Genomic DNA, 19,961 nt, shown 5'->3' on the forward strand with positions numbered 1-19,961 from the left:
GCCACCGCGCGCTCCTGGCCTTCTTTGGCTCCAAGTATCCCGGGGGGAGGCTCCGCAGGAGACGGGGGGCAGAGCCCCCCTCGGCGGTGGACGCGAGGGCGGGCGGCCCGTGGCGGAAACGAGACGGCCGCGCGTGCGGGGACGCGCGGCCGGCAATGGGCCCGAAGGCCCTGACGACGCCCGGCGAATCACCGGGCGGATGAGGCTAGTGCGCGGACAGGCGCGTGATCTCCTCCTTGAGCATGAGCTTCTGCTTCTTCATGCGCGCGATCTCCAGGTCGTCCGTGCCGGGATGGCGCTGGGCCGCCTCGACGGCCTCGGACAAGCTCTGATGCTTGCGGCGGAGTTCTTGCAGATGTCCGTTCAGACTCATGGGTCGTCCTCCATCGTGGTGCGTGCCACGGATCGATCGGATCACAGATTCATGAAACTGTCATGCGACGGGACGCCGCGCCCCCGGATCGGCGGATCCTTGCTCGCATAGGTTGTGACGTGGCCTAATCCCAAGGCAGGGCCGCCCCGTCGCGCAGCACGGCGCGCGCCCAGGAGGACAGGTCCTCGCCGTCGAATTCGTGGCGGGGGGCGGCGTGGACCGGGAGCGGCGCGCGGAGCCGGAAGGGCGCCCGGCCGCCCTTGCGGGCGCGCAACAGGATCGTCGCGGCGGGACGGCCCACGCGCGGGGCCAGGGGGAGCAGCTCGGGCGAGCCCATCGTGGCGGGAAGGGCGGCGAGGAGGTCGGGCAGGCGGGCGGCGCGCTGGATCAGGGTGAGCGTGCCACCGGGCCGGAGGCGGCGGGCGGCCAGCGCCAGCCAGAGCGCGGCGGGCGTGTCGCCGCCGTGGGCGAGGTCGCGGCCGGGGTCGGCGGCGCGGGTGGTGGCCGCACGGTCGTAGTAGGGCGGATTCAGGAGCACCTGGTCGAAGGCGCGGGCGTTCAGGTCAGGCGGAGGTGCGGCCACGTCGCCTTCCCACAGGTCGAGTGCGAGGGCGTTGCCGGCGGCGTTGGCGCGGGCGAGGGCGGCGTAGGCGGATTGGACCTCCAGCCCGGCGAGCCGCAGGCCGGGGACGCGGGTGCCAAGCGACAGGATCGCCGCGCCCGCCCCGCAGCCGAGTTCGAGCGCCGATTCGCCGGGGCGGGCGGGGACGGCGGCGGCGAGGAAGATCGCGTCCATGCCGGAGCGGAAGCCGCGCGCGGGCTGCTCCAGCAGGAGCCGTCCTCCGAGGAAGGCGTCGAGGGTGGTGTCAGAGGCCAGGGTCGATGCCGTTGTCGGTGATGACCACGCGGGCGTCGTCGTAGTCGTCCGGGTGCACCATCAGGCGGCGGGGAAGGATGCCGAGCGAGCCTTCGAGGACGCTCATGTTGTGATCGAGCGGGAAGCAATCTATACCCTCGCCGCGCAGGAGCGCGGTGGCGAAGGCGATCACGGTGGGGTCGGTGGTGCGCAGCAGCTCCCGCATTCTTTGGGCAGGCTAGCCCCGCCCCGCCCCCGATGTCGAGCCCGTGGACCATGCTGATGAGCCTCGATCACGCCCGCGCGAAGCCCCATGACCGCCTCGCGGCGGCGCTGGAGGAGGACCTCCTGGCGGTGGGGGCTCTGATCCGCGAGCGGATGCAGTCCGAGGCGGCGCCACGCATCCCGCAGGTGACGGCGCACCTGATTGAGGCCGGGGGCAAGCGGCTGCGGCCGATGCTGGTGCTGGCGGCGGCGCGGCTGATGGGGGTCGGGGGATCGTATCACGTCCACCTCGCGGTGGCGGTGGAGTTCATCCACACGGCGACCCTGCTGCACGACGACGTGGTGGACGATTCCAAGCAGCGGCGGGGGCGGCCGACGGCGAACCTGCTGTGGGACAACATGAGCTCGGTGCTGGTGGGGGACTACCTCTTCGCGCGGGCGTTCCAGCTGATGGTGGAGCCGGGGAACCTGCGGGTGCTGGACATCCTCGCCAACGCGGCGGCGACGATCTCGGAGGGGGAGGTCTTGCAGCTCGTGGCGGCGCGGGACCTGGGGACCACCGAGGAGACCTATCTGAAGGTGATCCGGGGCAAGACGGCGGCGCTGTTCTCGGCGGCGACGCAGGCCGGGGGCGTGATCGCGGGGGCCGGGGCGGACGCCGAGGCGGCGCTGCGGGAGTATGGCGACGCGCTGGGGATCGCGTTCCAGATCGTCGATGACCTTCTGGACATCGAGGGGACGGCGGCGATCGGCAAGAACCGGGGCGACGACCTGCGGGAAGGCAAGCTGACGCTGCCGGTGATCCGGGCGGTGGCGGCGGCGGACGGGGAGGAGCGGGCGTTCTGGACCCGCGTGATCGCGCGGGGGCAGGTCGAGGACGCGGACGTGGAGCGGGCGCGGGCGCTGATGGAGCGGCACGGGGCTCTGGAGTCCACGCGGGCCGAGGCGGAGCTGTGGGTGGCGCGGGCCAAGGCGGCGCTGGCCCGGCTGCCGGAGCATCCATTGCGCGAGATGCTGGCGGATCTCGCCGACTACGTGGTGGCGCGCGAGGTCTGAGCGGCGTCGTAGGCGGCTTGGGCCGCGAGAACGGACTCGATGTTCGCCTCGGCCCAGCGGGCCAGCGCCCGCACGGTGTCGGAGAGCGTCCGGCCGAGCGGCGTGATGGCGTATTCCACGGTGACGGGAACGGTCGGGACCACGCGGCGCGACAGGAGGCCGTCGCGTTCGAGTCGCTTGAGCGTCTGCGAGAGGACCTTCTGCGAGACGCCTTCGATCTGCCGCCGCAACTGATTGAACCGGATGGGGCCGCCCGCGAGCCGACCGAGGATCAGCAGCGCCCATTTGTCGGCGAGGCGGTCGAGGACGAGGCGCGTGGGGCAGGCGGCGCTGTAGACGTCCCAGGGCGGTGTCGCCGGGGTGACCTGGTGGCCGGAAGGTGCCTTCTTTGCCGCCGCCGCGAGTCGTGCCATGTGATTGCCCGTCGAAACCTGGTTTCCGATGGAAACCGCATAACCGATGGGGCGAAGGATGTCAGGACGGATTCTCGTGCTGGGTGCGACGGGGACGGTGGGCTCGCAGGTGGTGGCGCAGTTGGCCGCGCGGGGGGAGCCGGTGCGGGCGGCCACGCGGCAGGGGACGGTGCCCGAGGGGGCGGAGGGGGTGCGGTTCGACCTTGGCGACGGCTCCACCCACGCGGCCGCCTTCCAAGGCGTGGACCGGGCCTATGTGCTGGTGCCCACCGGCTTCATGGACGTGGCGGAGGTGCTGCGGCCCATCCTCGACCGCGCGGCGGGGGAGGGCGTCAAGGTCGTGCTGCAAAGCGTGCTGGGCGTGGACGCGGACGAGTCCATCCCCTACCGGCAGGCCGAGCTGCAGTTGGAGCGGAGCGGGACGCGGTGGGTCACGCTGCGGCCCAACTGGTTCATGGACAACTTCCATACCTTCTGGCGCGAGGGGATCGTCGGGCACCACGCCATCGCGGTGCCGGCCGGGGAGGGCCGGACGAGCTTCATCGACGCGCGGGACATCGCGGCGAGCGCGGTGGCGGCGTTGACGAGCGACCGATTCGACGGGCGGGCGTTCAACCTGACGGGGCCGGAGGCGCTGACCTATCACGAGGCGGCGGCGATGATCGGGACCGCCACGGGGCGGACGGTGACCTACAAGCCGGTCGATGACGCGAGTTTCGTCGGCATCCTGACCGGGGCGGGGGTGCCGGAGGATTATGCGAGGTTCCTCGCGTCGATCTTCCATCCGGTGCGGGAGGGGTGGACGGCCGCCGTCACCGGCGACGTGGAGGAGCTGACGGGGCGAGCGCCGCGCGGGTTGGCCGGCTACCTGAAGGACAACGCCGCGAAGCTGGTGCCCTAGGCCAGCATCGGCGCGGGGGCGACCCACCAGCCCTGCTTGGCGACCTGGATCACGCGGGCGGCGTTGCGCGCCGTTCCCGCGTCCTTGGTCACCCCCACGCAGGTCGCCCCCGAGCCCGACATCATCGCCGCCAGCACGCCGGGCGTGCGGCGCAGCAGTTCCAGCGCCTCCTTGACGGAGGGCGCCAGCGTCTCGGCGGGGGCCTGGAGGTCGTTGCGGAGGGTCTTGAGCCAAGCGGCGAAGTCCTCGGGGCGCTTGGTCTCGGGCGGGTCGGGGAGAGGCGGGTTCTCCTTGACCGCGAGGGCCTGGAACACGTCCCGGGTGGGGAGCGCCGCGCCGGGGTTGACGAGGACGAGGCCCATCGTGGGCAGGCGCGGCAGCGGGTCCAGCACCTCGCCGCGTCCGCGCATCCGCAGGGGGGCGGGCGCGCGGAGGCAGGCGGGCACGTCGGAGCCGAGGGCCAGAACCTCGGGCGCGTCGGGGGACAGGGGGTCCACGCCCCAGAGCTGGGCCAGGAGCTTGAGCGTCGCGGCGGCGTCCGAGGAGCCGCCGCCCAGGCCCGCGCCGTGGGGGAGGTTCTTGGTCAGGCGGAGGGCCGCGCCCTTCTGGACGCCGCGCGCGTCGCGCAGGGCGCGGGCGGCGCGCAGGACGAGGTTGGTGTCGTCGGTGGGCACGCCATGCGCGAAGGGGCCGCCGACGGTCAGGGTCAGGTCGCGCGCGGGGGTCGCGGCGATCTGGTCGCCCGTGCCGGCAAAGACCACGAGGCTGTCGAGCCGGTGGTAGCCGTCCGCGCCCAGGCCCGTGACGTGCAGCGCGAGGTTCACCTTGGCGGGGGCGAAGCCCTTATCCACCGGAGGTCTCCGCCGGGAGCCCGGCCGCCTCCCGTTCCTCGGCCAGCACGGCGTCGAGGCCCCGGTCGAGCTTGGCCCGGATGCGGATTTCGTCCTTGGGGGCTGGGTCGAGGCTGAGGGCGCGGGTCCATTGGAAGCGGGCCTCGCGCGCGCGGCCGACCATCCAGTAGGCGTCGCCCAGGTGATCGTTGATGACGGGATCGGTGGCGAGGAGGGTGACGGCGGTCTCCAGTTGCGCCACGGCGTCGGTGTGGCGGCCGAGCCGGTAGTAGGCCCAGCCGAGGGAGTCGACGATGGCGCCGCTCTCGGGTTCCAGGTCCACGGCGCGGCGGATGAGGTCCAGCGCCTCGGGGAGATTCTCGCCCCGGTCCACCAGGGAATAGCCGAGATGGTTGAGGAGCTGGGGCTGGTCGGGGGCCAGCGCCAAGGCGGCGCGGAGGTCGGATTCGGTGCCGGGCCAGTCGCCCTGCCCCTCGCGCGCCAGCGCCCGCATGAAGTGGAGATACCAGAGCCGCCCGGTGCCTTCGGGCGTGAGGGCGAGGGTGCGGTCGTAGGCGGCCTCGGCCTCCGCGAAGCGGTCCATGCGGCGGAGCTGGTCGGCCAGCGCCGCCTGCGCCTGCGCGTCCTCGGGGCGGTCTTGGGCGAGGCGGGTGAGGACCTCGAGCGCGGCCTCGTCCTGGCCCTCGGCTTGCAGGAGATCGGCCCGGCCGGTCTCGGCTTCGAGCGACAGCGGGTCGGAGGCGGGCACGAGGGCGTAGGCCTCGCGGGCGAGGACGGTCTGGTCGAGGGATTCGAGGAGGCGGGCGGTGAGGATCGCGGCCTCGGCGTGGGACGGGTTCAGGGCGAGCGCGGCGCGGGCGTAGAGGAGGGCCGCCTCGGCGTCGTCGGGGGCGAGGGCGGCGGCGACGCTGTGGTGCAGCTCGGCCAACCCCTCCTGCGGGGTCGCGACGAGGGCGAAGGGGACGGGCTCTCCGGCGGCGAGGCGGGCGTGGAGGGCGGCCAGGGGGGCGTCGAGGTCGGGGCCGAACTCGCCGTCGATGAGGGCGAGGGCGTCGGGGGCGCGGTCCAGGGCCGCGAGGACCTGCGCGTGGGCGAGGACGGCGCGGCGGGTGTGCTGCATCCCCTCGGATTCGGGGAGGGCGAGGATGGCGTCGGCCCCGGCGAGGTCGCCGGAGAGGGCGAGGGCCAGCGCCTTGTGGTAGAGCGCGAACGGGCGGAAGGCGGGGTCGGCGGCGACGGCATCGAAGGCGGCGGTCGCGGCGGCGGCGTCGCCCGCGCCAAGCTGCGCCCAGCCGCGCGTGAGGCCGTCCACCAGCGGGTTGCCGTCGCGGGCGTCGAGGGCCGACAGCAGGCCGGGCCAGTCGCCGGCGCGGGCCCGGGCCACGTCGAGCACGAGGACGGCATAGGGGCTGGGCAGGCCGGTCTCGGACAGGCGGCGGGCGAGCGGCTCGGCCCGGTCGAGGCGGCCCAAGCCGAGGTTGGCGGCGAGCGCGTTGCCGAGGAGCCAGGGGTTCGACGGGTCGGCGTCGAGGGCCTGGGCGAAGAGGTCGGCGGCGCGGGGGAGGTCGGCGGCCTCCCGCGCGGCGCGGGCGGCAAGGTAGGTGCCCGCCGGGGCGGCGGGCGCGGTCGCGGGACCGTCCTGCGCGGGGAGCGGCCCCGCGAGGATCAGGGCCAGAGCGGTGGCCATCGCCCCGAGGAGGGCGGCCGGTCGTCCCGAAGCGTGCAAGGCGGTGGTCCTTGTCCTGTCCCGCGCCAAGGTAGGAGGCGGCGCGGGCAGGCGCAATCGACGCGGTGGCCGGGGCGGCGAAATCCCGCCCCGTCCGGGAGTCACATGTTCGGGTAGTTCGGGCCGTCGCCGCCCTGGGGAGTGGTCCAGACGATGTTCTGGGACGGGTCCTTGATGTCGCAGGTCTTGCAGTGCACGCAGTTCTGGAAGTTGATCTGGAAGCGGGGTCCCGTGGGTTCCTCGACCACCTCGTAGACGCCGGCCGGGCAGTAGCGCTGCGCGGGCTCGGCGTAGAGGGGGAGGTTGCGGGCGATCGGGATCGTGGGGTCCTTGAGCTTGAGGTGCGAGGGCTGGCTTTCGTCGTGGTTGGTGCCCGAGAAGGCCACGTTGGTGAGCCGGTCGAAGGACAGCTTCCCGTCGGGCTTGGGGTAGGCGATCGGCTTGTGCCGGGCGGCGGGCTCGGTGCTCTCGGCGTCGGTCTTGCCGTGGGAGATGGAGCCGAAGAGCGAGCGGTTCAGGAGCGTCTGCGTCCACATGTCGAGGCCGCCCACGCCGAGGGAGGCCATGAGGCCGTAGCGGGACCAGAGCGGCTTGACGTTGGCCACGGCGCGCAGGTCGCGGCCGATGGCGCCCGCGCGGACGACGGCGTCGTAGTCCTCCAGCACGTCGCCCTCGCGGCCCATGCTGATCGCGGCCTGCGCGACTTCGGCGGCGTGGAGGCCGGAGAGCATGGCGTTGTGGTTGCCCTTGATGCGGGGGACGTTGACCATGCCCGCCGCGCAGCCCAGGAGCGCGCCGCCGGGGAAGGCGAGCTGCGGGAGCGACTGCCAGCCGCCCTCGTTGATGGCGCGGGCGCCGTAGGCGGTGCGCTTGCCGCCCGAGAGGATCTCCGAGACCAGCGGGTGGTGCTTGAAGCGCTGGAACTCGCCGTAGGGGTAGAGGTAGGGGTTGCGGTAGTTGAGGTGGACGACGAAGCCCACGTAGGCCTCGGTGTCCGACAGGCCGTAGATGAAGCCGCCGCCGCCGGCGCTGCGGTCGAGGGGCCAGCCCATGGTGTGGATGACCTGGCCCGCCTTGATGCGGCCCTCGGGGAGCGTCCAGAGCTCCTTCATGCCGAGGCCGTATTTCTGCGGCTCCTGCGCGGCGGCGAGGTTGAAGCGGGCGATCATCTGCTGGGACAGCGAGCCGCGCACGCCCTCGGCGAGGAAGACATACTTGCCCCGGATCTCCATGCCGGGCTCGTAGCTGGGGCCGGGCGCGCCGTCGAAGCTGCCGTCGGGGACCTTGCCGAACTCGCCCGCGACCACGCCCGCGAGGCGGGGCAGGCCGTCGGCGGTCTCGCCCCAGACGGGCTCGGAGCAGCTCATGCCGGTGAAGATCTCCACCCCCAGCGCCTCGGCCTGTTGGCCCAGCCAGCGGCAGACGTTGCCCATGGAGACGACGTAGTTGCCGTGGTTGTCCATGAGCGGCGGCATCACGCGGTTGGGGATGCGGACGCGGCCGCCCTCGCCCAGGACGTAGAAGGCGTCGGAGGTCACGGGCGTGTCGAGGGGGGCGCCCTTGTCCTTCCAGTCGGGGATGAGGGCGTTGAGGCCCACGGGGTCGAGCACGGCCCCGGACAGGATGTGCGCGCCGATCTCGGAGCCCTTCTCCAGCAGGACCACGGAGAGGTCGGGGTCGAGTTGCTTGAGACGGATCGCCGCCGAGAGCCCGGCCGGACCCGCGCCCACGATCACCACGTCGTAGTCCATGGATTCGCGTTCGACCTGCGCCATCGTCCGTCCCTTTCCCTGTCCGGGGACCGAGGTAGAGATTCGCGGAGGCAAGCGCAAATGCGACATGGCGTTGCAGGAGGCGGGTGGAGGCCCTAGCTCTGCGGCACTTGACTTGGGGCCGTGCGGGCGGGTTAGAACCTGCTTCCACCCGCCGCGCCCCGCCCTTTCGCGCGCCCTTGAAGGTTGAGAATGGAAAAGATCCCGCTGACCCGCGCCGGGTACGACAAGCTCGACGCCGAGCTCCGGCATCTGAAATCCGTGGAGCGGCCCGAGATCATCGCCGCCATCGCCGAGGCGCGCGCCCACGGCGACCTGAGCGAGAACGCCGAATACCATTCCGCCAAGGAGAAGCAGAGCTTCATCGAGGGACGGATCAAGGAGCTGGAGGGGGTCATCAGCCTTGCCGAGGTGATCGACACGGCGAAGCTGTCGGGGCCGATCAAGTTCGGCGCGGTCGTCCGGCTGGTGGACGAGGACACCGAGGAGGAGCGGACCTACCAGATCGTCGGCGAATACGAGGCCGACATCGAGCGGGGGCGGCTCAACATCAAGTCCCCGCTGGCGCGGGCGCTGATCGGCAAGGGCGTGGGCGACAGCGTCGAGGTCCGCACGCCGGGCGGCGAGAAGAGCTACGAGGTGCTGGGGGTGTCCTACTCCTGACGCGGAGCGTCGGGGGCTGGGGTCGCCTGCGTATTTGGGACCAAGTTGAGAGGCAGGCGCGGCGTGCGGCAAGGGGCGCGCTGCGGGATGCCTGCGTCTCGGGCCGCGTGATGGCCGGGGCGTTTCGGGCGTAGGGCGGGCTTCAGCCGGCCAGCGTCGGATCGTGGCGGGCCGGAGCCCGCCCTGCGGGGTTGCCGAGGGTGGCGCCCGTTCGTTGATCGAAGGGGGCGTCGGTCAGCCGACCCGCAGCACCATCGTCGTGGCGGCCCGGAAGCGGAAGACGTAGCGCAGCAGGCCCGTCGAATGGCGGGCGACGGCGCGGTAGCCCAGCCGCTCGTAAAGCGCGCGGGCGCGGGCGTTTCCGTCCACCACGTCGAGCCGCACCTCCTGGTAGCCGCGTGCCCGCGCCTCGGCGGCGATGGCGTCGAGGAGGCGGGTGCCGACCCCCCGGCCCCGCGCCTGCGGCGCGACGAACAGGCCGTCCATCAGGAAGCGGACGTTCTCGGTGTCGCGGCTGAGCAGCGCGAGGAGGAGGATGCGCCAGAGCGCCCCCGCGCGGCCGTAGACGCGCGCCATCTCGGCGAAGCCGCCGCCGACCAGCGCGCCCTCGTGGGTCTTGAAGCCGGCCACGCCGAGGAGGCGGCCGTCGTCGTCCCAGGCGCAGACGGCGTGGTCGGGGGAGAGCACCGTCTCGATGAAGCGCAAAGCGCGGTCGGGGGGGCCGAGGGCGCGGCCGAGCTTGTGGCCGAAGGCCTCCCAGTAGAGGGCGGCGATGACGGGCCGGTCGGTGGGGGCGAAGCCTTTGGCGATCTGCATGAACGGGATGGTGGTCAGGACGGGGCGGAAGTCCAGCCGCCCGCGTCAGAGCCAGCGGGCGGCTGCCGCCAGGTCCTCGGGCGTGTTGAGGTTGAGGAAGGGGTCGGGGCCGCCCGGCGGGATGGGGATGTTCACGACGCGGGCGGCGTGGGCTTGGGCGAAGGATTCGACGCGACGGAGGCCCTGGGCGAGGTCGCGGCGGAGCGGGTCGGCCAGCGTCACGGGCCAGAGGGCGGCGATGGGGTGCGCGCGGCCCCCGGAGGCGGCGAGGGCGGGGGCTCCGGCGGCGCGGAGGCGGGCGGCGAGGTCGGCGGGCAGGAAGGGCGCGTCGCCGGGGACGGTCAGGACGTGGGGCGCGCCGAGGGCGGCGGCCCAGTCCATCGCGGCGAGGAGGCCGGCGAGGGGGCCGGGGTGGCCGGGGACGGGATCGGGGAGGACCGGGAGGCCGAGAGAGGCGAAGCGGGCGGGGTCGCCGTTGGCGTTGATCGCGAGGGGGCCAGCCTGCGGGGCGAGGCGGTCGCGGATCGCGGACAGGATCGTGCCGTCGCCCCAAGGCAGGAGGCCCTTGTCGCCGCCGCCCATCCGCCGGGCGAGGCCGCCCGCCACGATCACCGCCGGAAGTTGGTCCATGCGAGGTCCTCCTGCCCGGGGTGTAGGCGCGCGGGGGCGGGCGGGCCAGGGGGTTGAACGGGGGGCCTGGCGGGCCAGCTTGGCGGGCATGACCGAGCATGAGTTGGGCGAGCTGCTGGCGGGGCATCCCGTCCTCTACCACATGGCCGAGGCGGGGAGTTGGCCGTCGATCCGGGCACGGGGGCTCCTGAGCACCTCGGCGTTGCTCGACCTTTACGGCGTGGAGGGCGCGGCGCGGGAGGCGGTGGAGGCGCAGCGGCGGGCCGCGTCGGTGGTGCTGGAGGCGCCGGGGCTGGGGCGCGCGGTGATCCGGGACAACCGGCCCTTGAACGAGGCGCGGCTGGCGCGGGCCTTGCCGGAGGATCTGCCGGTAGCCGAGTGGCTGCGGCTGCTCAACGGGCGGGTGTTCTTCTGGCTGACGCGCGAGAGGCTGGGGCGGCTGCTGGGGGCGCGGCTGTATCGCGACGCAAGCCATGACGTGCTGGAGGTGGAGGCGGCCTCGCTGGTGGCGGCGCACCGGGACAGGATCGAGCTGTCGCCGATCAACTCGGGCGTGACGGACCCGTTCGCCGCGCCACGCGGGCGGGAGACGTTCCGGCCGATCGCGGATTATCCTTACGCCGATTGGCGCAGGGCGCGCGGACGGCGGGGGGAGGCGGTGGTCGAACTGGCGGTGCAGGGCGGGGTGCCGGACATCGTGCGGCACGTCCGGCGGGTCGTGCGGATGCGGGGCGAGGTGGAGGAGGGCGTGGTCTGGGCGCGGGTTGCCCCGGACGTGCTGGAGGGCTAGGCCGGAGGCATGACCCGCGCCGCACGATCCCTGACACCGTTCGCCCAAGGCGTCCGCGACGGGCTGCCGTTCCTCGCGGCGCTCGCCCCGTTCGGGCTGCTGTTCGGGGTGGCGGCGACCGAGGCGGGGCTGGGGTTCGGGGCGGCGATGGGGTTCTCGGCGGGGGTGATCGCGGGGGCGTCGCAGTTCACCGCGGTCAGCCTGATGGGGGACGGGGCGCCGGCGCTGATCGTGGTGGTGACCGCGCTGGCGGTGAACCTGCGGATGGCGATGTATTCGGCGGCGCTCGCGCCCCACATCGGCGCGGCCCCGGTCTGGAAGCGGGCGCTGGCGGCCTACGTGCTGTTCGATTCGGTCTATGCCTGCGCGGCGCAGGCCTATCCGCGGCATCCCGAGTGGTCGGTGCGGGACCGGATGCTCTACTTCGCCGGGGCGGCGGGGCCGGCGGTGCCGATGTGGCTGGCGGTGACCGCCGTGGGTTCGGTGCTGGGGGCGACGATCCCGGCCTGGCTCGCGCTCGACTTCGCGGCGCCGATCTGCTTCCTCGCCATGGTCGCGCCGGGGTTGCGGACGCTGCCGCAGGTGGCGGCGGCGGTGACGTCCGTGGCGGGGGCGCTCCTGCTGGCCTGGGTGCCGTATTCGCTGGGGCTGCTGGTCGCGGCGGCGCTTGCGATGGCGGTGGGGGCCGAGGTGGAGCGGCGGTGGGCCAAGGCGTGACCGTCTGGGGCGTGATCCTGGCGCTGGGGGTCGGGACCTTCCTGATCCGGTTCAGCTTCCTAGGGCTTCTGGGGCGGCGGCCCCTGCCGGAGTGGGTGCTGCGCCATCTGCGCTACACGGGGGTCGCGGTGCTGCCGGGGCTGGTCGCGCCGCTGGCGATCTGGCCCGCGGCCACGGGCGGGCAGACGGACCCGGCGCGGCTCCTGGCGGCGCTGGCGACGGTGGCGGTCGGGGTCTGGAGTCGAAGCGTGCTCGGCGCGATGGGGGCAGGGGCCGGGGTGCTCTATGCGGTGCTGGCGCTGGCGCTGGCGGGGTGGGGGTGAGGGACTCTGCCCCTCGCCGCTGGCGCGGCTCACCCCGGGATATTTGGGACCGGAGGAAGGGCCGGCCGCATAGACTAAATCCCCGCGAAGCCTCCGGGTTCACTCCCGGGCTCGCGGGGACCAGGGGCGCGCGCGAGCGGGAGCACCGGCCGCTATTTAGCGGGCTGGGTCTCAGTGGCATCGAGGGAGAACGCCCGTGGGGCGCCTCGGCCTCCCTGGCCGGGTATCTGGCCGCTCCTGGCCCATCGCGTGTGTCTGCCCCCGGCCTTGTCGGGGCCGGGGTTGCTCTTCGTTGCTCGTCTCTCCTTTCCGCCCCCCGCCGTCGGTGCCGGCCGGCCGCCCCTGCGGGAGGGCCGGGCCGTGCGGCGGGGGAGCCGCTGCGTGTGTGCGGGAGAGAATGCCAGCCAGGCGTTAACGCCGTCCGACAGCAACGAACGCTCAGCCCCCGGTTCGCGCAACGCCCCCGGGGACCGGGCTACGCGCGCGCGGGCCCTTCTTTGGCTCCAAGTATCCCGGGGGGAGCGCGGAACGCGCGGGGGGCAGAGCCCCCCTCGACGGTGGACGCGGGGGGCTCAGGTGTCGGACGGGGCGGGCGGGCCGTGGCGCTCGGTGGTGGTGACGCCGGGGAGGCGGGCGAAGCGGCTGGCCAGGTGCTCGGGGAACCAGGTGCGGCGGATGGGCTCGAAGCCGGGGAGGCGGCGCAGGAGGCCCGAGACCGCGAAGGTGCATTCGGCCATCCCGGCGGGGCCATGGGCCTTGGCGAGGGCGAGGGCCTGCTCGGCCACCTCGGGCGGGACGGCGATCTCCTGCCGGACGTAGTAGTAGCCGTCCTGGGCCTGGTAGCTGAGATACGCCTCCTCCACGGCGGGGGAGAAGCCGAACAGCACGTCGTTCCGTTCCGGCACGCCGGGATGCGTCCAGCCGCCGTAGGGGTCGAACAGAACCCGCTCGCTCCCGCTGATGAGGAGGGCGCTGTGCGCGCCGCTGCCGTCGCCCTCGTTCCGCACGGTGACGAGCGCGAGCCTCGGCGGGCCGGGGTCGCGGTAGCGCGCCTTCATCAGCTCGGCGTCGGGGGCCCAGACGGATTCGGCCCCGGTGCCGCAGCCCCCGAGGAGCGCGAGGCCCAGCCCCGCGAGGACGGCGCGGCGGCGCATCAGCCGTTGACGAGCGCGAGCAGGACCAGGAGGACGACGATGATCGCCGCCATGCGGGTGGCGAAGCGCATGAAGCCCGCGAAGGTCGCTTCCTGGGCGGTGATGTCCATGGTGCCGGGCTCGTGGTCGTGGGTGACGTGGGCCTTGGAGTTGGCCAGGGTCTCGCGGGCGAGGGCGCCCTCGTGGGTGGCGTGCTGGGCCATGCGGGCCTCCTGTTCCGAACTGTCCGGCCGGGGATAGATCATCGGCCCGGCGCTGTCACGCCCCCGTGGGGCTCGTGGGGCCCGTCGGGCCCGTCAGGCGGCGAGGTCGCCGGGCGTGACCGCCAGGACCGCGTCGGCCCCGTCGCGGACCTCGGCCAGCAGGGCCGCGTGCTCGGGCAGGAGGCGGCGGAGGTAGAAGGCGGCGAGCCGGGCACGGGGGCCGTCGCCCGCGAGCGCGGCCTGGAGGTGGGCGCGGCCCCCCAGCACGCGGGCGAAGGCGCGCAGGTAGGCGGTCGCGCCCGCGCCGCGCGCCGAGGGCGTGGCGAGGAGCCAGTCGGTCGCCTCGCGCAGGGACTCGGCGGCCTGCCAGAGCGGCTCGGCCAGCGCGGCGTGGGCGGGGCGGGCGGCGCGGGCGATGCGCTCCACCTCGTCGAGGAGGCGGGAGGCGGCCTCGCCCCCGTCGGACAGCTTGCGGCCCACGAGATCGAGCGCCTGGATGCCGTTGGTGCCTTCGTAGATCTGGGTCACGCGCACGTCGCGGGCGAGCTGGGCCGCGCCGGTGCCCTCGATGTAGCCCGCGCCGCCGTGGACCTGGAGGCTGAGCTGGGCCACGGCGTGGCCGGTGTCGGTGCCGAAGGCCTTGGCGATGGGCGTCAGGAAGGCCGCGCGGGCGGTCCATTGCGGGTCGCCGGTGGCGGCGGCCATGTCGAGCGCCACGGCGCAGTCGAGCGCGATGGCGCGGGCGGCGAAGGTCTCGGCCTTCATATGCGCGAGCATCCGGCGCACGTCGGGATGCTCGATGATCGTGCCGGTGCCGTCCGCGCGGCCCTGGCGGCGGGTGGTGGCCCAGTCGAGCGCCTGCTGGAAGGCGGCCTCGGCGATGCCGATGCCCTGGACGCCGACGCCGAGGCGGGCGTTGTTCATCATGGTGAACATCGCGGCCATACCGCCGTGCGGGGGACCGACGAGCCAGCCCTTGGCCCCCTCATAGCTCATGACAGCGGTGGGGGAGCCGTGGAGGCCGAGCTTGTGCTCGAGCTTGAGGGGGCGGAGCGCGTTGGGCTCGCCGGGGTTGCCGTCCGCGTTGGGCAGGACCTTGGGGACGAGGAAGAGGGAAATGCCCTTGGTGCCCGGCGCGCCGTCGGGGAGGCGGGCGAGGACCATGTGCACGACGTTGCCGGTGAAGTCGTTGTCGGCCCAGGTGATGTAGATCTTCTCGCCGGTCAGGCGGAAGGCGCCGTTGCCGTCGGGCTCGGCCCGCGTGCGGAGGGCGCCCACGTCCGAGCCCGCCTGCGATTCGGTCAGGTTCATGGTGCCGGACCATTCGCCGGAGACGAGTTTCGGCAGGTAGAGCGCCTGGAGGTCGGGGGAGGCGTGATGCGTCAGCGTCTCGATTTGGCCCTGGGTCATCAGGGGGTTCAGTTGCAGCGCGAGGCAGGCCCCCGACATCATGTCGTTGACGCAGGTGGCGAGCGTGAGGGGCAGGCCCGCGCCGCCCCAGTCGGGCGGGGCCGAGAGGCCGATCCAGCCGCCCTCCGCGATGGCGCGGTAGCCGTCCGCGAAGCCGGGCGGGGTGCGGACCGCGCCGTTCTCCAGCCGGGCGGGGTGGAGGTCGCCCGCGCGGTTGAGGGGGGCCAGCACCTCGTCGCAGAGGCGGGCGGCCTCGGTGAGGATCGCGTCCACGGTGTCGGGTGTGGCCTCGGCGAAGCGCGGGGTGGCGGCGAGGCGGGAAAAGCCCGCGACGTGGGCGAGATGGAAGCGCAGCTCGGTGAGGGGCGAGCGGTAGGGCATGGGGTCCTCGGGCCGGGACTAGGCAAGGCGCGAGCGGGAGCCTAGAGGGGCGGCCGAGCAACCTCAAAACGGAACGCCACGTCATGAGCGACACGGGCCGGACTGACCTTGCGACGCGCCGGCTGCGCCCCGACGCGGAAGGGGTCGCGTCGGCGGCGGCGCTGCTGCGGGAGGGGGGCCTTGTCGCCTTCCCGACCGAGACGGTCTACGGGCTGGGGGCGGACGCGGGCGACGGGCGGGCGGTGGCGGGGATCTACGCGGCCAAGGGGCGACCGAGCTTCAACCCGCTGATCGTCCATGTCGCGGACGCCGAGGCGGCGGGGCGGATCGTGGAGGTGACGCCGCTGGCGCGGGAGTTGATGGCGGCGTTCTGGCCGGGGCCGCTGACGCTGGTGCTGCGGTCGCGGGAGGGGGCGGCGGTGTCGCCCCTGGTGATGGCCGGGCTGCCGACGGTGGCCTTGCGCGCGCCGGCGCATCCCGTGGCGCGGGCGCTGCTGGAGGCGGTGGGGCGGCCGCTGGCCGCGCCGTCCGCGAACCCCTCGGGGCGGGTGTCGCCCACGACGGCGGATCATGTGCTGGCGGGGCTGGGGGGCCGGATCGCGGCGGTGCTGGACGGCGGGGCCTGCGCGGTGGGGGTGGAGTCGACGATCCTGGCGCTGGAGCCGGAGCCGCGCCTTTTGCGCGCGGGGGGGCTGCCGGTCGAGGCGCTGGAGCAGGCGCTGGGGCAGAGGATCGCGGTGGACACCGATCCCGCGCGGGTGGCTGCGCCGGGGCAGATGGCGTCGCACTATGCGCCCAAGGGGAGCGTGCGGCTGAACGCCGTGGCGGCGGAGCCGGGCGAGGTGATGCTGGGTTTCGGGCCGGTCGGGGGGGAGCTGACGCTGTCGGCCTCGGGCGACCTGCGCGAAGCGGCGGCCAGCCTCTTCGGTTGCCTGCACCGGCTGGACGCGATGGGGGCCGGACGGATCGCGGTGGCGCCGGTCCCCGAGACGGGGCTCGGGCGCGCGATCAACGACCGGCTGCGGCGGGCGGCGGCGCCGCGCTCCTGATCTTCCTTTGGTCCTAAATATCCCGGGGGAGGCCCCGCAGGGGACGGGGGCGGAGCCCCCTTCCTCACCTCCGGTGGTTGCGCTCGATCCAGTCGCGCAGGCCGTCGGTCTCCTGCCGGGCGTCGCGCAGGCCGTCCATGGCGGCGCGCAGCTCGGCCTGAACCTGGGCGATGTGGCTTTCGAGCTCGGCCTCGCGGGTGGCCATGAAGGCGAGGGCCTGGTCGCGCGTCTCCTCGGCGTCGTGGAGCGCCTGGGCCATGCGGTCGAGCTCGCCGATCTCGGCGCGGGTGACGCGGGTGAAGCGGTTGACCAGCCAGCCGGCGAACCAGCCGAGGGCGAAGGCCGCGAACAGGATGACCGCCGTGGCGATGATGAACTCGGTCCGGTTCACGTGTGCTGTCCCCTCGCGCCCTATCGGTCGGCGTCCGCGCCGTCGTCGCCGCTGGCGGGGGCGGCGTCAACGGGGGGCGGCGCGGTTTCCGAGCGGAGGGGGCCGGGGCGCGGGGCCTGGGGCACGGGGAGCGTCGCCAGGATCGCGGGCGCGACGGGGACCGTGGCCTCGGGGACGACCGGCAGGGCGGGGGCGGCGACGAGCCGGGGCGGGCCAGGCGGTGGCGGCTCGACTGTGACGGCCTCGGCAGGCTCGGGAGCCGTGGCGGTTTCGGCGGGGGGCTCGGTGCCGGGGCGGACGGGAGGGGTGTCGGGGGCCTCGGCCATGGGCTGGGCGGTGGCGTCGTGCGGGGGCTCGGCGCCGGGGGCGAGGGGCGCGGCGGGGGCCGGAACGCCGATCAGGCTGAACTCGATGCGGCGGTTGGCCTCACGGCCGGCCTCGGTCTCGTTGGAGGCGAGGGGGGAGGCCTCGCCGAAGCCCTGGGCCTCGAAGCCCGCCACGGGGACGCGCTGGGCGCGCAGCGCGGCAAGGACCGCCTCGGCGCGGCCCTGGCTGAGGGACAGGTTGGAGGACTCGCGGCCTTGGGAGTCGGTGTAGCCACTGATGCGGAGGCGCAGGTCGGGGCAGCTTCGCAGGATGCCGGCGATGGCGTCGATCACGGGTGCGCCCTGGCGGGAGAGGGTGGCCGAGCCGGGATCGAAGGTGATCTTGGCGGCGTCGGTGACGGCGGTGATCTCGGCCAGGCATTCCTCGGGCGTGGGCAGCGCGGCGAGGGGGTCGAGCGCCTCGTCGTAGGCCACGGCGATGTCGAGCCGCGCGCCGGGGCCCAGCGTCTCGATGGCGCGGGCGGCGATCTCCTCGCGCGCCGCCGCGTCGCCGGTGCGGCCCGAGACGGCGAGGGCGTCGGGCGTGACGGTCACGCGGCCGTCGTGGAGGCGGGACAGGGCCTCGATTCCGGCCAGCACCCGCATGGACCAGCCGGGGGGCAGCCCCTCGGCGCCGGGACGGGTGGCCAGCGTCACGTCGCCCGCGCCGAAGCGGGCCTGGGCGAAGGCGCGGGCGAGGCCGGTCATGCGGGCGTCCTCGATCCGGCCCGACAGGCGGACGCGGCCTTCGGCGTCGAGCGTGGCGGTGAACTCGGGCGGTCCCTGCGGGGCCTCGGCCACCGGGACGGGGCGCTGGGCGTCGAGCGCGAAGACATCGGGGAGCGCGCCGTCCAGCTCGCCCGCGACGCGGTCGAAGAGGGCGCGGTCGGTGCCCTCGGGGGCGACCAACGACACGTCGGCGTCGGAGAAGGTGAGGGTGCCGCCGCCGAGGTCATGGAGCGCGGCGAGGCCCGCCGCCACCGCCGGGCCCCAGTCGGGCGTCGGTGCTCCGAGGCCCAGGCGGCAGTCGAGCGGGCGTTCGGCCCCGGCGGCGAGGGCGGCGGCGAGGATCGTGCCGCGCGACTCCTCGCTGTCCGCCGAGCAGGCGTCGAAGGCGAGGCGGCCCCCTTCGAGCCGGGCGCGGACGGTGAAGGGCGCGATCACCGGGCGGGGGGCGGAGACGGAGAGGCCGAGGCGCAGGCCCTCGGGCTTGAGGCGGGCGAGAAGGGCGGTCAGGCGCTTCTGCTCCTCGGGCGAGTCGGTGATGGCGTCGATGCCGACGCGGCCAGGGGCGACGGAGATCTTGGCGCGGGGCAGCTCCTCCAGCGCGTCGAGCGCGTAGTCGAGCGCGAGGTCCCAGCCTTCGGGCACCGGGTAGTCGCCGGACTGGAGGAGGTCGGCTACGTCCTGGCCGGAGGCGGCCTCCCTCACGTCGTCGGTCAGGCGCTCGCGGTCGGTGTCGGCGGGGATCAGGCCCACGAGGGACACGCCCGCGTCGTTGCGGAGCAGCTCGATGGCGAAGTCGGGGGGCGCGAGGGGCTCGGCCTCGGCGACGTGCAGATTGTCGATGACGCGGCTGGGGTCCACGGCGGAGCCGGCGGCGGAGATGGCGTTGAAGCGGTCGGCCTCGGTCGGGGCCTCGCCTTCGAGGACGACCTGGAGCCCGTCGCCCAGGACGGAGGCCCAGCCCTGGCCCTCGGTGCGGAGGCGGTCGGCCACGGCCTGCACGGAGCGGTCCTCGACGAGGCGGGCGAGGCTTTGGGCGGCCACCGCCGACAGGCCGCCCGCGCAGAGGAAGGCTGCGGCGGCGAGGAGGGGAGGCGAGAGCTTCATGGGTCGTCCGGGCCTGCGGAAATGGCTCCGGCTGTCTAGGACCGGGGCGGGCGGGTCACAATCAACGGCTTTGCGAGGTGGCGGAAAGCCGCGCCCTTACGCGAGGGCGGCGAGGGCGAGGGCGAGGGCCGCGAGGAGGCCCGCGTCGCGGTTGGAGCGGAAGAGGCGCAGGAGCGTCGCGTCGTCGGTGGGGTCGAAACGGCGGAGCTGCCAGAGGAGATGCGCGGCGAGCATGGCGGGGGCGGCGAGCGCCAGGGCGAGGGGAAGGCCAGTCGCGCCGGCGAGGAGGACGGCGAGAAGCAGGAGGGCGACGGCGGCCCCCAGGAAGCGGGCGAGCCAGCGGGGGGTGGCGTCGCCGAAGAGGCGGGCGGTGGATTTCACGCCGATCACCGCGTCGTCCGCGGTGTCCTGATGGGCGTAGATGGTGTCGTAGAAGAGCGTCCAGGCGAGGCCGGAGAGCCAGAGGCTGACGGCGGCGGCGTCCACCCGGCCCGCGTGGGCGGCGTAGGCGAGGAGCGCGCCCCAGTTGAAGGCGACGCCGAGGACGGCCTGCGGCCACCACGTCACGCGCTTGGCGAAGGGGTAGAGCGCGACAGGGACGAGGCTGAGGACGCCGAGAAGGATGGCGAGGGGGGGCAGGGTCAGGAGGATCAGGAAGGCGGTCCCGGCCTGGGCGGCGAGCCAGAGGAGCGCGCCCCTGACGGTCACCTGCCCCGAGGGGAGGGGGCGGGCGCGGGTGCGGGCCACCTGCGCGTCGATGCGGCGGTCGGCGATGTCGTTCCAGGTGCAGCCCGCGCCGCGCATGAGCACCGCGCCCAGCGCGCAAGCCAGTGCGATCCAGAGGTCATGGAGGCCGGGCGCGTGGCCTGTGGCGACAAGGGCGAGGCCGAGGCCCCACCAGCAGGGCAGGAGCAGGAGCCAGGTGCCGATGGGGCGGTCCATGCGGCTCAGGCGCAGGAAAGGGCGCCAGGGGGCGGGGGCGCGGGCGTCCACCCAGTTGGCGGGGGGCGCGTCGGGGACGGCTCCGGGCTCTGGCATCTGGGTCGGGGCGCTCATAGGGTGT

General features: G+C 74.3%; 22 protein-coding genes. 7 read left to right on the plus strand and 15 right to left on the minus strand.

Annotation, left to right across the window (positions count from 1 at the left end; all coding sequences use genetic code 11):
* Window positions 1-205: 205 nt before the first annotated feature.
* The 3 genes from J2Z33_RS15025 to J2Z33_RS15035 form a co-directional block, all read right to left on the minus strand.
* Window positions 206-373: a YdcH family protein gene (locus J2Z33_RS15025; protein WP_209842537.1), complete on the minus strand. Its 168-nt coding sequence runs from the start codon at window positions 371-373 to the stop codon at window positions 206-208.
* 124 nt (window positions 374-497) lie between these two features.
* Window positions 498-1,169 (minus strand): methyltransferase, encoded by a 672-nt coding sequence (locus tag J2Z33_RS15030; protein WP_209842539.1) that lies wholly within the window; start codon window positions 1,167-1,169, stop codon window positions 498-500.
* A 70-nt stretch (window positions 1,170-1,239) separates the two neighbouring features.
* Window positions 1,240-1,455 carry a putative signal transducing protein gene (locus J2Z33_RS15035; protein ID WP_209842540.1) on the minus strand — a complete coding sequence of 72 codons (216 nt, stop codon included), beginning with the start codon at window positions 1,453-1,455 and terminating at the stop codon, window positions 1,240-1,242.
* A 56-nt stretch (window positions 1,456-1,511) separates the two neighbouring features.
* Here J2Z33_RS15035 and J2Z33_RS15040 point away from each other — a divergent pair, with 56 nt between their 5' ends.
* Window positions 1,512-2,510, plus strand: coding sequence for a polyprenyl synthetase family protein (locus J2Z33_RS15040; RefSeq protein WP_209842542.1), 999 nt, complete (start codon window positions 1,512-1,514; stop codon window positions 2,508-2,510).
* Here J2Z33_RS15040 and J2Z33_RS15045 read toward each other — a convergent pair.
* Window positions 2,486-2,923 (minus strand): winged helix-turn-helix transcriptional regulator, encoded by a 438-nt coding sequence (locus tag J2Z33_RS15045; protein WP_209842544.1) that lies wholly within the window; start codon window positions 2,921-2,923, stop codon window positions 2,486-2,488. The genes J2Z33_RS15040 and J2Z33_RS15045 overlap by 25 nt on opposite strands.
* Before the next feature lie 58 nt (window positions 2,924-2,981).
* Between J2Z33_RS15045 and J2Z33_RS15050 the strand changes: the two genes are divergently transcribed.
* The gene (locus J2Z33_RS15050; protein WP_209842546.1) at window positions 2,982-3,824 is read left to right on the plus strand and encodes an SDR family oxidoreductase; all 843 of its coding nucleotides are present in this window, start codon (window positions 2,982-2,984) and stop codon (window positions 3,822-3,824) included.
* Here J2Z33_RS15050 and J2Z33_RS15055 read toward each other — a convergent pair.
* The 3 genes from J2Z33_RS15055 to J2Z33_RS15065 form a co-directional block, all read right to left on the minus strand.
* Window positions 3,821-4,675 (minus strand): 4-(cytidine 5'-diphospho)-2-C-methyl-D-erythritol kinase, encoded by an 855-nt coding sequence (locus tag J2Z33_RS15055; RefSeq protein ID WP_209842548.1) that lies wholly within the window; start codon window positions 4,673-4,675, stop codon window positions 3,821-3,823. The two genes, J2Z33_RS15050 and J2Z33_RS15055, sit on opposite strands and share 4 nt — an antisense overlap.
* Entirely contained in the window at window positions 4,668-6,401 is a 1,734-nt protein-coding gene (locus tag J2Z33_RS18865; RefSeq protein WP_245218899.1) for a tetratricopeptide repeat protein, read from the minus strand. Before J2Z33_RS18865 ends, J2Z33_RS15055 begins: the two co-directional genes overlap by 8 nt.
* A gap of 101 nt (window positions 6,402-6,502) precedes the next feature.
* Window positions 6,503-8,176, minus strand: coding sequence for an electron transfer flavoprotein-ubiquinone oxidoreductase (locus J2Z33_RS15065; protein ID WP_209842549.1), 1,674 nt, complete (start codon window positions 8,174-8,176; stop codon window positions 6,503-6,505).
* Window positions 8,177-8,365: 189 nt separating this feature from the next.
* On the opposite strand from J2Z33_RS15065, the gene greA reads away from it, so the two are divergent.
* Window positions 8,366-8,836: a transcription elongation factor GreA gene (greA, locus tag J2Z33_RS15070; protein WP_209842551.1), complete on the plus strand. Its 471-nt coding sequence runs from the start codon at window positions 8,366-8,368 to the stop codon at window positions 8,834-8,836.
* A gap of 234 nt (window positions 8,837-9,070) precedes the next feature.
* On the opposite strand, the gene J2Z33_RS15075 is transcribed toward greA, so the two are convergent.
* Both J2Z33_RS15075 and mobA read right to left on the minus strand, forming a co-directional pair.
* Window positions 9,071-9,652, minus strand: a complete 582-nt coding sequence (locus J2Z33_RS15075) for a GNAT family N-acetyltransferase (RefSeq protein ID WP_209842553.1) — start codon at window positions 9,650-9,652, stop codon at window positions 9,071-9,073.
* Window positions 9,653-9,697: 45 nt separating this feature from the next.
* A complete protein-coding gene (gene mobA / locus J2Z33_RS15080; RefSeq protein WP_209842555.1) occupies window positions 9,698-10,282 on the minus strand; it encodes a molybdenum cofactor guanylyltransferase MobA in 585 nt (194 codons plus the stop codon).
* A gap of 88 nt (window positions 10,283-10,370) precedes the next feature.
* On the opposite strand from mobA, the gene J2Z33_RS15085 reads away from it, so the two are divergent.
* The 3 genes from J2Z33_RS15085 to J2Z33_RS15095 are packed head-to-tail and all read left to right on the plus strand — an operon-like array spanning window position 10,371 to window position 12,112.
* A complete protein-coding gene (locus tag J2Z33_RS15085) occupies window positions 10,371-11,072 on the plus strand; it encodes a DUF7002 family protein (protein WP_209842556.1) in 702 nt (233 codons plus the stop codon).
* A gap of 9 nt (window positions 11,073-11,081) precedes the next feature.
* The gene (locus J2Z33_RS15090) at window positions 11,082-11,789 is read left to right on the plus strand and encodes an AzlC family ABC transporter permease (RefSeq protein ID WP_209842558.1); all 708 of its coding nucleotides are present in this window, start codon (window positions 11,082-11,084) and stop codon (window positions 11,787-11,789) included.
* Window positions 11,774-12,112 (plus strand): AzlD domain-containing protein, encoded by a 339-nt coding sequence (locus J2Z33_RS15095; protein ID WP_209842560.1) that lies wholly within the window; start codon window positions 11,774-11,776, stop codon window positions 12,110-12,112. The genes J2Z33_RS15090 and J2Z33_RS15095 overlap by 16 nt, the downstream gene beginning before the upstream one ends.
* A 572-nt stretch (window positions 12,113-12,684) precedes the next feature.
* Here the strand turns inward: J2Z33_RS15095 and J2Z33_RS15100 are convergent.
* From J2Z33_RS15100 to J2Z33_RS15110, 3 genes are all read right to left on the minus strand, one after another.
* Window positions 12,685-13,266 (minus strand): hypothetical protein, encoded by a 582-nt coding sequence (locus tag J2Z33_RS15100; RefSeq protein WP_209842562.1) that lies wholly within the window; start codon window positions 13,264-13,266, stop codon window positions 12,685-12,687.
* Window positions 13,266-13,469: an aa3-type cytochrome c oxidase subunit IV gene (locus J2Z33_RS18870; protein WP_209842565.1), complete on the minus strand. Its 204-nt coding sequence runs from the start codon at window positions 13,467-13,469 to the stop codon at window positions 13,266-13,268. The genes J2Z33_RS15100 and J2Z33_RS18870 overlap by 1 nt, the downstream gene beginning before the upstream one ends.
* Before the next feature lie 93 nt (window positions 13,470-13,562).
* Window positions 13,563-15,260: an acyl-CoA dehydrogenase gene (locus J2Z33_RS15110; RefSeq protein WP_209842567.1), complete on the minus strand. Its 1,698-nt coding sequence runs from the start codon at window positions 15,258-15,260 to the stop codon at window positions 13,563-13,565.
* An 83-nt stretch (window positions 15,261-15,343) separates the two neighbouring features.
* Here J2Z33_RS15110 and J2Z33_RS15115 point away from each other — a divergent pair, with 83 nt between their 5' ends.
* Window positions 15,344-16,309, plus strand: a complete 966-nt coding sequence (locus J2Z33_RS15115) for an L-threonylcarbamoyladenylate synthase (protein WP_209842569.1) — start codon at window positions 15,344-15,346, stop codon at window positions 16,307-16,309.
* Between the two features lie 64 nt (window positions 16,310-16,373).
* Here J2Z33_RS15115 and J2Z33_RS15120 read toward each other — a convergent pair whose 3' ends face one another.
* The 3 genes from J2Z33_RS15120 to ubiA form a co-directional block, all read right to left on the minus strand.
* On the minus strand, window positions 16,374-16,700 hold the full coding sequence (locus J2Z33_RS15120) for a hypothetical protein (RefSeq protein ID WP_209842570.1): 327 nt from the start codon (window positions 16,698-16,700) through the stop codon (window positions 16,374-16,376).
* 20 nt (window positions 16,701-16,720) lie between these two features.
* Window positions 16,721-18,898: an OmpA family protein gene (locus tag J2Z33_RS15125; RefSeq protein WP_209842572.1), complete on the minus strand. Its 2,178-nt coding sequence runs from the start codon at window positions 18,896-18,898 to the stop codon at window positions 16,721-16,723.
* 96 nt (window positions 18,899-18,994) lie between these two features.
* Window positions 18,995-19,954 (minus strand): 4-hydroxybenzoate octaprenyltransferase, encoded by a 960-nt coding sequence (gene ubiA, locus J2Z33_RS15130; protein WP_209842574.1) that lies wholly within the window; start codon window positions 19,952-19,954, stop codon window positions 18,995-18,997.
* Window positions 19,955-19,961: the final 7 nt, after the last annotated feature.

It is taken from the genome of Rubellimicrobium aerolatum (assembly GCF_017872975.1).
GTDB classification, from domain to species: Bacteria; Pseudomonadota; Alphaproteobacteria; order Rhodobacterales; family Rhodobacteraceae; genus Rubellimicrobium; species Rubellimicrobium aerolatum.